Origin of the sequence: Paenibacillus sp. 7541 (assembly GCF_002276395.1) — a bacterium.
Lineage (GTDB): Bacteria > Bacillota > Bacilli > Paenibacillales > Paenibacillaceae > Paenibacillus_AQ > Paenibacillus_AQ campinasensis.
In genome coordinates this window covers 168,741-177,629 of sequence record NZ_NQLZ01000012.1, presented here as the reverse complement: position 1 = coordinate 177,629, position 8,889 = coordinate 168,741, and the positions used below count along the sequence as shown (strand labels likewise).

Genomic DNA, 8,889 nt, shown 5'->3' with positions numbered 1-8,889 from the left:
CGCCAGCGGCGTCCTCCACCTTCTGAAGCCACTCCATGTCGGCAAGCGGCTTCGTTAACGGATGCTTGATCATAATCGCCGTCAGCTTTACCTTCTCTCCTGAGGTACGATCAGGGGATTCCGCCGATTCGCTCCGACTCCCTCCCGAGCTGCACCCTGCCAGGAGCAAGGCCGTGATCAAGACGATAGAAGTGAAAACGTTTACTCTTTTTCGCATTCCATAACCTCCAACCTTTGGATTTTTTTTGATGAGGTTAGCTGCCTCAGCCCTGCTGTACAGGGCACCTTAGACTCTAATCGGAGGTATAATGCGGCGTAAACGGGCAGTTTTTTGCCGATTTACATTTTTTGAAAACGAAGGCTGACAAACAGGAAGCGCTCTTCAGATCCCCTGATATCAAAGCGCTTTCAAAAATTGTGGACATTCAAAAAGTGTCTTAGCCCTTGCAGGCACTCCGGTACTGCCCCGGGGTAACCCCTACGATTTTTTTAAAGGTGCGGATAAAGCTTGAAGTGTTGTTGTATCCCGCTTGCATCGCAATCGCGTCCAGCGTCTCCTCCGTTTCAAGGAGCAGGCGAATGGCGTGCTGAATCCGCAGACGGTCAATGTATTCCTTGAAATTTTGTCCGATTGTCTTTTTGAAATGGTGGCTGAAATTGGATACGGACATCCCGAAGTGGTCGGCCATGAGCTGCAGCGAACAGTTGGGATCCATCGCCTTAGCTTCCACTACTGCCAGAATATCCTCACGTCCCGCCGATCTCGAGGGCGGCAGCGTTTCGCGGATCATCTCACACAGCTTGGCGCTGCTATCCCGGATAATGCTGGACATCTGCGCCGGCGTGTATCGGGTGGAGAAAGCGGCTTCCGTCAGCCGCAGCAGAGACTGATCATCATGCCGAAACCGCAGCAGCCCATTAAAAATTACGCTTGCCGTATTCAGGTAGATGCTGCGGATCATATGCGGAGGCATACCGTCGCTGCCAAGATGCCCGATAAGTCGCTCGATGATTGATTCGACCATAGCGGCCTCATTTTTCAGAATTGACAGTTCCAGAGACTGCAGCATATCGGCAAAGTAGGAAACCGCCACGGCCTGGGACTCCTCCATCTCATCAAAGACGAGGATGGAATGGGACTGGCCCAGCCGCAAGTGCTCGGCTGTACGCAGTGCCTGCAGATAAGAGATGTGCACCGCTTGCGGACATAGGCTGTCCACCGTCTTGCCAATGCCAAATCGTGTTATCAGCCCGGCTTCCTCCTTTACCCGCTGCTGCAGCTGAGCCAGAACCTTTTTTAACGGAAAATCGTGCTCATGTGAGCAAACCATCACGAACTCGTGATCATAAATGCTGTTGAAGAGATAGGCTTGAACGCCTGGCGGCAGGAAATGCCCCCAATCCCTGAAGTGCTCAAGAGCAGCGGCTTCATACCCTGAAGATTCGCTTGATATGACAATAACGGAAATCTCCGGGCCGTGAAGACTGACGCCTACCCTCTCACCCTCACGGACAAATTCCTCCCACGAGAGAAATTGCCCATTCACCAGCTGCTGCAGCAGATTGTCCCGCATGATGGGCAGCGTTCCCTTTACCTTCTCATCAAGCCGGGTGTTGGCGGCAGATAGACCGCTTAACGTGTATCGTATGGTGTCAATTTCATTCATCGATTGGCTTCCCTGAGGTGCGAAGAGATGGATTGCAAAATCGACCAAACGTTTGATCGGATGATAGTTTTTGCGGATCGAAAGATAGATCACCACGACTTCAATCAGCAATATGCCGCCAACCAGCATCACGGTATTTAGCTGAATGGTTCGGATTCCCTGGAGTGAATCCGTCATCGGGAGCAGACTGACATAGCGCCATCCATTCTTATCGGATACGGTATGGGAGACAAGGTAGGAGCTGCCGTTAATCGTATGGATGCCAGAAGATAGCGATGTCTTGTCGTCCATTCCGCGTACGAGCTGTGACACATCATCTGACGTTTGGTAGAGCGATTCATTGGAAGCAACAAGCGGTTTTCCCTGGGCATCAAAAATGAAAAAGTCCCCTTTATAAATTTCAGATACCGATCGCATCATGCGGATGATCGTATCTTCTTTCACCATAATGAGGACGGTGCCGGGGGAATTGACGCCTCCGACCGGAAGCGGTTGCAGGAAGGTCAGCATGCGGACCCGGTTATGGCCGGGAATCATGACATCTTCCACAGGCCGAACGATGGGGGCTTCTAAAGTATTCAGCGTGTTAACTACATCCGTATAAGGCCACCTCTCGTAATAAAAGCCCACGCCGGGCGTTCTCATATCCTCCAAACTGTATGCGCTTCCAGTTTTGGAGAACAAATAACCGGTGTTTTTTACATACAACAGGGTGTTGTATATAAAAGCATCGGTCGCATTGTATTTCTTCATTTCTTTTGCAATAAGCACTCTCTGATAATCATTGTCCTCCGTTTGATACATCTTGAACTCCTGGTTCTGAACGAGCTCAAACGGCAAATTGTAAACATAGCGCGTGAAGGCATCCATTGAGGTCATAAACTGCTCGGTAATATGGGCGTTCCACTCCATTTCCTTCTCCTTCACCACATCAGCAGAGTAAGGATAATAGTAGAACAAAATGATGGTTACAGGAAACAACAGCACAAGCAGATAGGAAACCAAGAGCTTTGTTAACAGGTTGATTTTATTTTTTCCCAATCCGTTCTCACCGTCCCCTTATATCTCTTTTCTGGAATGAAAAGTTATCTATAAGGATACGAAATTTTCATAGAAAAGAAAGGATCTTCTAGAAATTATTCCTTTTTAAACAGTCTGTATAAGTAGGTAATCAGCGCAATGAAAGCAATCCCCGAAGACAGAAAATAGAGAACAGCATTCGCTTTTTTAGGTTTCGGCAGTTCACCTATTGCTCCGGTCGCCGGATAAGGCGGGTATAAATTCCAAAAGCCTAATCTTAAACTCAAGACGGCCACGATCAATGTTATAACAATGATGATGATGAATTTAACTTTATTCATAGTTCCTCCGGCAGCTTGGTTATCTGGGTTCCCCCCACATACTTAATGAACGTATCGAGCCTCCATGAAGTTTGATTTTTAATGTAGTCAAGAAATCAACAAGGCTTCGGCTCACCTGCAAAAGCGCCTAAAAATAGGCGCACGTACAGACTTCCTGCGGAATACGGTATTCCATAGGCTAATGCCTGCAGCAAAACCCCAAGAGGAGGCAAACGAAAATGGCCGTTTCCTATATGGATTTCACCTCACCCAACGTTCAATTTTCATTCGATCTAAACCAGAGCACCTTTATCAAGAAAGACAATCGGAACTATATCAACCTGCTTTCCGTAAACGAGCTGAATACCCTCGGCAATGCTTCTCTGCTGGATATTTTTCTGAGCAGAGGTAACGTTATCGAACCGCATACCCACCAGAATGCTTCGGAAATCGTATATTGCATCTCCGGAGCTGCGGACGTTTCGCTGATCAATCCGTTTACCAAAAAGCTGCTTCAGTACTCCATCAAGCCGGGTCAGGTTGTCAATGTGCCTCAAGGCTGGTGGCACTATGAGATGGCCACGGTGGACAACACGCATCTTCTGGCTGTATTTGATGCGCCGATCCCGCAATTTATCGGAGCCTCCGATATGTTAAGACTGACGCCACCCGGAGTATTCGCCCATACTTATTGCCTTGATAAAGCCAAAGTCCAAGAGGCGCTGGCTCCAATCAAAGGCTCCGTCGTCATCGGCCCGCCGGCAAATTGCAGCCGGCAGGAGGCAGCTCCGCCGTCCGCCGCATCGGCTTACAGCCAGCCGACTGCCGAGGTATCCTACCCGGATGAGCAGGAGCACATCCAGCCGTTTGACTGGCACCAGCTGATGCTGGAGCAGCAGAAGCGCCTTATGCAGCAGCAGCAAGAGATGTTTGAACAAAAGCAGGCACAGGGAACCCCTTACTCCGATACCGCTGTCTCCCCGCAGCCGGAAGAAGCCCGGCATGGCGGTCCAGCGCGGCCTCCCGTCATCGGAAATGGATGGGATTTTTTCGGAAACCTATTCTAAGCTGCAACTCCCGCTTTCCAACAACGAAAGGACCTCATCCCCTCCAAGCGGGAAATGAGGTCCTTCTGTCATCCTTGTATATCTAATAAACGGAGCTTCACTGAAGATGAAAGTCGCCTTTGCACTCATCAGCTGATTCTTCTGCGCAGGATGCCCTCCTCTGCCGACACATGAATCGCATACTGCCAGCCTGACGTAAGATCCACCAGACTCAAATAATGCCCATGACCGGCACCAGTGTCGATGCCCAGCTTGCCCTCTCCACGCCACAGCTGTCCGTAATCGGCGCCAAGCCGCCAGGTGGAAGTATGTCCGAACACAATCGTATGACCTCCTATGGCAGGCGCATGGAAGAAGGGCTCGCGAATCGTCGTCAAATCTTCCGGGGTTTGACAGGAGAGCGGAATGCCGGGGCGAAGCCCCGCATGGACAAATACGTATTCGCCATCCTGCGCCCACAGCGGCATGCTGTCGATCCACTTGAGGTACTTCTCCGCCCGCGATACGTCGGTCACCGCATGCTCCGGCATCCGGAGAAGCCATTTGCGCTCGTTGTTCCCTTGCAATGCAACGGCACCGGAGGCGCATAGCGCAGCAACCAGTTCCAAGGTGCCGCCCGAGTCCGGCCCCTTGTTTACGTAATCGCCCAGTAGAAACAGACGGTCTGCGGCCGGATCGTACTTCACATGCTCCAGCAGGGCTTCCAGCAAATTTCCGTATCCGTGCACATCTGATACTGCAAGCAACCTGCCCATCCGACTACAATCCCTCCCCCGCATACACCATCGTTTGTTCCGGCGGCAGCTCGATCCATACCTCGCTGCCGGGTTCAACTCCCTGATGATGAAACAGATGGATCGCCTGATGATCAGCGGTATGCACGATCACTCGCCACCGGGTTCCCTCATAGATGGACTGCGCCACAAGGACCGGCAGAAGATTCCCCTCGGCATCTTCCTTCTCGTGCAGCCGGATGCCCTCCGGATGGACCATGATGACCGCGGGCCCATCCTGCACAGACGTTATCATCCGCTGTCCCTGAATCGGGCGGTCCGCAATCCGCGCATGCGACTTTGCCCCGGGGTCAATCCGGGCATTCAGCCGGTTATGGTAGCCCATGAGCTGGGCGACCCACGGGCTGGCCGGTCGCTCGAACAGCTCCTGCGGCTTCCCGATCTGGTCGATTCGCCCCTCGCGAAGCACGAGAATCCGGTGGGCGACCGTGAAAGCCTCCATCCGGTCATGGGTGACATACAGGGAGGCGATCGCCAAATCTTCGAGCAGACGTGCCAGTTCACCCCGCATGTCGGTTCTGAGCTTGACGTCCAGATTGGACAGCGGCTCATCCATCAGCAGCAGCTTGGGCTCGGTTGCCAGCGCACGGGCAATGCCCACCCGCTGCTGCTGCCCCCCGGACAGCTGGGCCGGCAGCCGATCCAGCAGGCCATCCAGTTTGAGCAGCGATTGCAGCCGCTGCAGCGTCCGTTCCCGGTGCTGACCGTTCATTTTCCGCCGCTTCATACCATACTCGATGTTCTGGCGAACCGTCATATGCGGCCACAGGGCATAATCCTGAAACACCATGTTGATCGGGCGGGATTCCGGAGGAATGTAGAGTCGCCCGCGTTCCACGGCCCGGCCGTCCATCTCGATCTCCCCTTCATCGATTCGCAGCAATCCGGCCACCATCTGCAGCAGGGTGGATTTTCCGCACCCGGAGGGGCCCAGAATGCAGATCCGTTCCCCTTCCGCGACTTCAAACGCAATCGGCTTCAGCACCTGCTGCTCGCCAAATGATTTGGAAACACCCTTCACTTTCAATATCATCGGTCTCTTCATCCTTCCTGTTGCCTCTGTCGGTCCAGCCGCCCGAATACCCAGCGGCCTGCGGCCTGAACGACCATAATGATCAGCACTACACTGGCGCAGCTCACTACGGTAGCTGCGGTTGCGTAGCCATAATTCGAAAATTCAAAAGCCTTGTCAATGACGAGCGGCATCAAAGAGAAATTCGGCGGCTTCAGCATCGAGGCCAAGGCCAGATCGAATACGCTCGTGCCAAACGACGTCAAACCCGCAATTAGCAGAGACTGGCGCACGAGCGGAAGCACTATGTCCCGCATCCGGTCGAATACGCTTGCCCCCTGAATCGCGGCCGCCTTCAGAATTGTTCCCGACAGATTTCCGAAGGCGCCAAGCTGTACCCGAACCGCATAAGGAATCGCCCCGGCAATGCCTGCAATAACAAGCAGCGAAGGCTTGCCGTACAGATGAAGCCCGAGCGGCTCCAGCCACTTCTGATTCCAGATGAAAATATACCCGATCCCGAGCACCACCCCGGGCACAGCCAGCGAAATAATCGAGAACAGCTGCAGCATCGGCCTCATCCTCGACTGGGTAAAGGCGAGCACATACGCCACCACGAAGCCGATCACCATGCTCAGCACGGCCGCTACAGCAGCAACGAGCAGGGAATGGTACATCCCTTCAAGAAATGCCAGCAGGCGATGATCCCCTGCCGTATATGAGAATAACTGGCGATAATGATCGAGCGTAAAATTCTCCACGCGCAAGCCGCCCCCGGCATGTCTCATAAAGGATACAATCGCACTCGTTCCAATCGGAACACCGAGGCTAAGACAAACAAACAGCGCAATCGCCACATTGTAGATCCAGGCATGCTTCGGTTGCTCCTTAACCGTCTTGACCGCTCTCGCATTCAAAAAGTCGTACTTCGAGCGGCGCATCGTCAGCATCAGCAGCGCCATGGCAAGCGCCAGAATGAGCACGAGATAGAAGGCGAGCACGCCCGCCATATCAAACCGGACCGGCGATTGGTAGATGGCGGAATATATCGAGTACGTCAAGGTCGGAAACCTGTAGACGGTTGCCAGCGCGGCTGGCAGCCCGAAGTCGCCGACGGTATCCATAAAGACGAGTGTCCAGCCAGCCACGAAAGAAGGCATCGCCAGCGGTAGCTCCACCGTGCGCCATACGGTGAATGGCCCCGCCCCGTTCAATCTGGCAGCATAACCGAACTGGCGAATGTTCCACTCGGTTGCTGCCAGAATCGCCAGATAGGCGAGCGGAAATTTGCTGAGAGCCATTACAAATACGAGCCCTGTCGGCTGAAAAATAAACGAGGTGACCCATGTCCAGCCGAGCCAGCTGTGAACCAGCCCATCGGCGCTTGCAAACAGCACCCATCCCTGGGCAATCATGAAGGACGGTGCAATGAGCAGCACCCAGGCTGTAATGTCCAATAGCCGGGCGGCTCCGAAGCTCCATCTGGACCGGATCGTCGCCAGCGCCCCACCAATGATCGTGCCGAGCGTTGCCGCCCCGAGCGCAAGCGTGACCGAATTGAGCAAGGATTGCCGCCATAACGGCCGATGGAAGATTTCCCCGATCAGACCGATGCCGCCCCACTCGACATTTCCGAAGAACAGCCCCGGAAATATTACATTGACAAGCACTGCCAGCAGCGGCAGGAAAATAAATAAAAAGAGGAAGAGGGCTACCCCGCCTCCATAGTGAGCTTCCGAAGCTTTCATCGCTGTTGTCCCGCCTTTACTTCACGCTTTGATCTGCAAACCATGTTTTGATCTCAACCTCATGCTCGGAAGCCCATGCGGCTGAAGGGAGCAGAAATTTTCCGTTTGGCTCGCGCTCGCTTCGAGGAGACACCCCTTCTACCAGCGGTGTGAAGAAGCTGTCTGTCGAATCGAGCGAAGCCAGCATCTGCTGTGTCTCCGGCTTCAGCATGAACTCCACAAAGGCTTTGGCCGCTTCCGGGTTACGTGTATGCTGGCTGATTGCCACCACGCGCAAACTTCCCGGCGCGCCTTCTTCAGGCCAAATGACCTCCACCGGTTCCCCGGCCAACTTCAGCTCGTAAGCGTTATGCTCCTGCAGTGCCGCAACTTCGATCTCTCCGCTTAACAGCGCTTTGCCCACCGGGCCGTTCTTCGGATATACCTTCATGCCTTGGCTGAACCGATTTACATACAGCTTCTCCGCCTCGGCCACCCCCCATTTCTCGAAGAAAGCGGACACCAGCGGATACGCAGGCGCTGCAACCGCCGGATCTGCATGCCCTACCGGCCCCTCATAGGCGAAGAACTCCTCCCATGTTTGTGGCGCTTCTTCAGCCGTTACGAGGTTGGTATTATACGCAATAAGCCCTGCTGCGTGAATACCGACCGGATAATAGGCAAGGTCCTCGGGCACATAGGCCGCCCCTTGCTCGGACAGATTCGCCAGATTTTCCGGCTGCCAGCCTGTCATCAGAAAGTCCCGGTCCCCCAGATTGCGGATCGAACCATGACCGTCCATCATCAGCACGTCCCACTGCGGATTGCCCTGCTCGGCTTCAATCTTCGCCAGCGCCTCGCCGCCGCCGTAATGTACGGCTTCCATCTTATAACCGGTCTCTTCCATAAACTTCGGAGCAATGACATCTACGAAATCATTGCCGTACAAATAAATCGTTTCTCCCGGACCGTCAGCACCTGCCGGTTCCTCCGCTTCGACCTGCGGTGCTTCCGCTTCATTCTGACTGCCAAGTGCCTGGCTTGCTTCCCCGGAGCCGGTGCCGCCACTTTGTCCGCATGCGGACACAATAAGCATCAATGCTATAAGCATCATCGTGCTGATATAACGAAATACCGATTTCTTGTTCATGTCGCCCTCCCATTATTCCTATCACATTTCGAATGCTATTTAAGCTTAACCCTTCAATTCCTTGAAAAAATTATCGCTGCGTTAACAAACAATTAAATTTCATCTATCAAATGAAATGTAAGATTGATCGTA

The 8,889-nt window shown here is 53.4% G+C and carries 7 protein-coding genes and 1 pseudogene; 1 reads left to right on the top strand and 7 read right to left on the bottom strand.

All coding sequences use genetic code 11. From position 1 onward, the window contains the following. From CHH75_RS08345 to CHH75_RS08335, 3 genes and pseudogenes are all read right to left on the bottom strand, one after another. Nucleotides 1-217, bottom strand: a pseudogene (locus tag CHH75_RS08345) (ABC transporter substrate-binding protein); the annotation flags it as partial. Between the two features lie 220 nt (nt 218-437). Beyond that, nucleotides 438-2,708: a helix-turn-helix domain-containing protein gene (locus CHH75_RS08340; protein ID WP_095397938.1), complete on the bottom strand. Its 2,271-nt coding sequence runs from the start codon at nt 2,706-2,708 to the stop codon at nt 438-440. A gap of 95 nt (nt 2,709-2,803) precedes the next feature. Further along, nucleotides 2,804-3,028, bottom strand: a complete 225-nt coding sequence (locus CHH75_RS08335) for a hypothetical protein (protein WP_095263919.1) — start codon at nt 3,026-3,028, stop codon at nt 2,804-2,806. Nucleotides 3,029-3,246: 218 nt separating this feature from the next. Between CHH75_RS08335 and CHH75_RS08330 the strand changes: the two genes are divergently transcribed. After that, on the top strand, nt 3,247-4,074 hold the full coding sequence (locus tag CHH75_RS08330; RefSeq protein ID WP_095397937.1) for a cupin domain-containing protein: 828 nt from the start codon (nt 3,247-3,249) through the stop codon (nt 4,072-4,074). A 128-nt stretch (nt 4,075-4,202) separates the two neighbouring features. On the opposite strand, the gene CHH75_RS08325 is transcribed toward CHH75_RS08330, so the two are convergent. The 4 genes from CHH75_RS08325 to CHH75_RS08310 are packed head-to-tail and all read right to left on the bottom strand — an operon-like array spanning nt 4,203 to nt 8,757. After that, nucleotides 4,203-4,829: a metallophosphoesterase gene (locus tag CHH75_RS08325; protein ID WP_095263917.1), complete on the bottom strand. Its 627-nt coding sequence runs from the start codon at nt 4,827-4,829 to the stop codon at nt 4,203-4,205. 4 nt (nt 4,830-4,833) lie between these two features. Continuing rightward, nucleotides 4,834-5,901: an ABC transporter ATP-binding protein gene (locus CHH75_RS08320; RefSeq protein ID WP_095263916.1), complete on the bottom strand. Its 1,068-nt coding sequence runs from the start codon at nt 5,899-5,901 to the stop codon at nt 4,834-4,836. A gap of 8 nt (nt 5,902-5,909) precedes the next feature. Further along, nucleotides 5,910-7,628 carry an ABC transporter permease gene (locus tag CHH75_RS08315; protein ID WP_095263915.1) on the bottom strand — a complete coding sequence of 573 codons (1,719 nt, stop codon included), beginning with the start codon at nt 7,626-7,628 and terminating at the stop codon, nt 5,910-5,912. A gap of 16 nt (nt 7,629-7,644) precedes the next feature. Then, entirely contained in the window at nt 7,645-8,757 is a 1,113-nt protein-coding gene (locus CHH75_RS08310) for an extracellular solute-binding protein (protein WP_095263914.1), read from the bottom strand. Nucleotides 8,758-8,889: the final 132 nt, after the last annotated feature.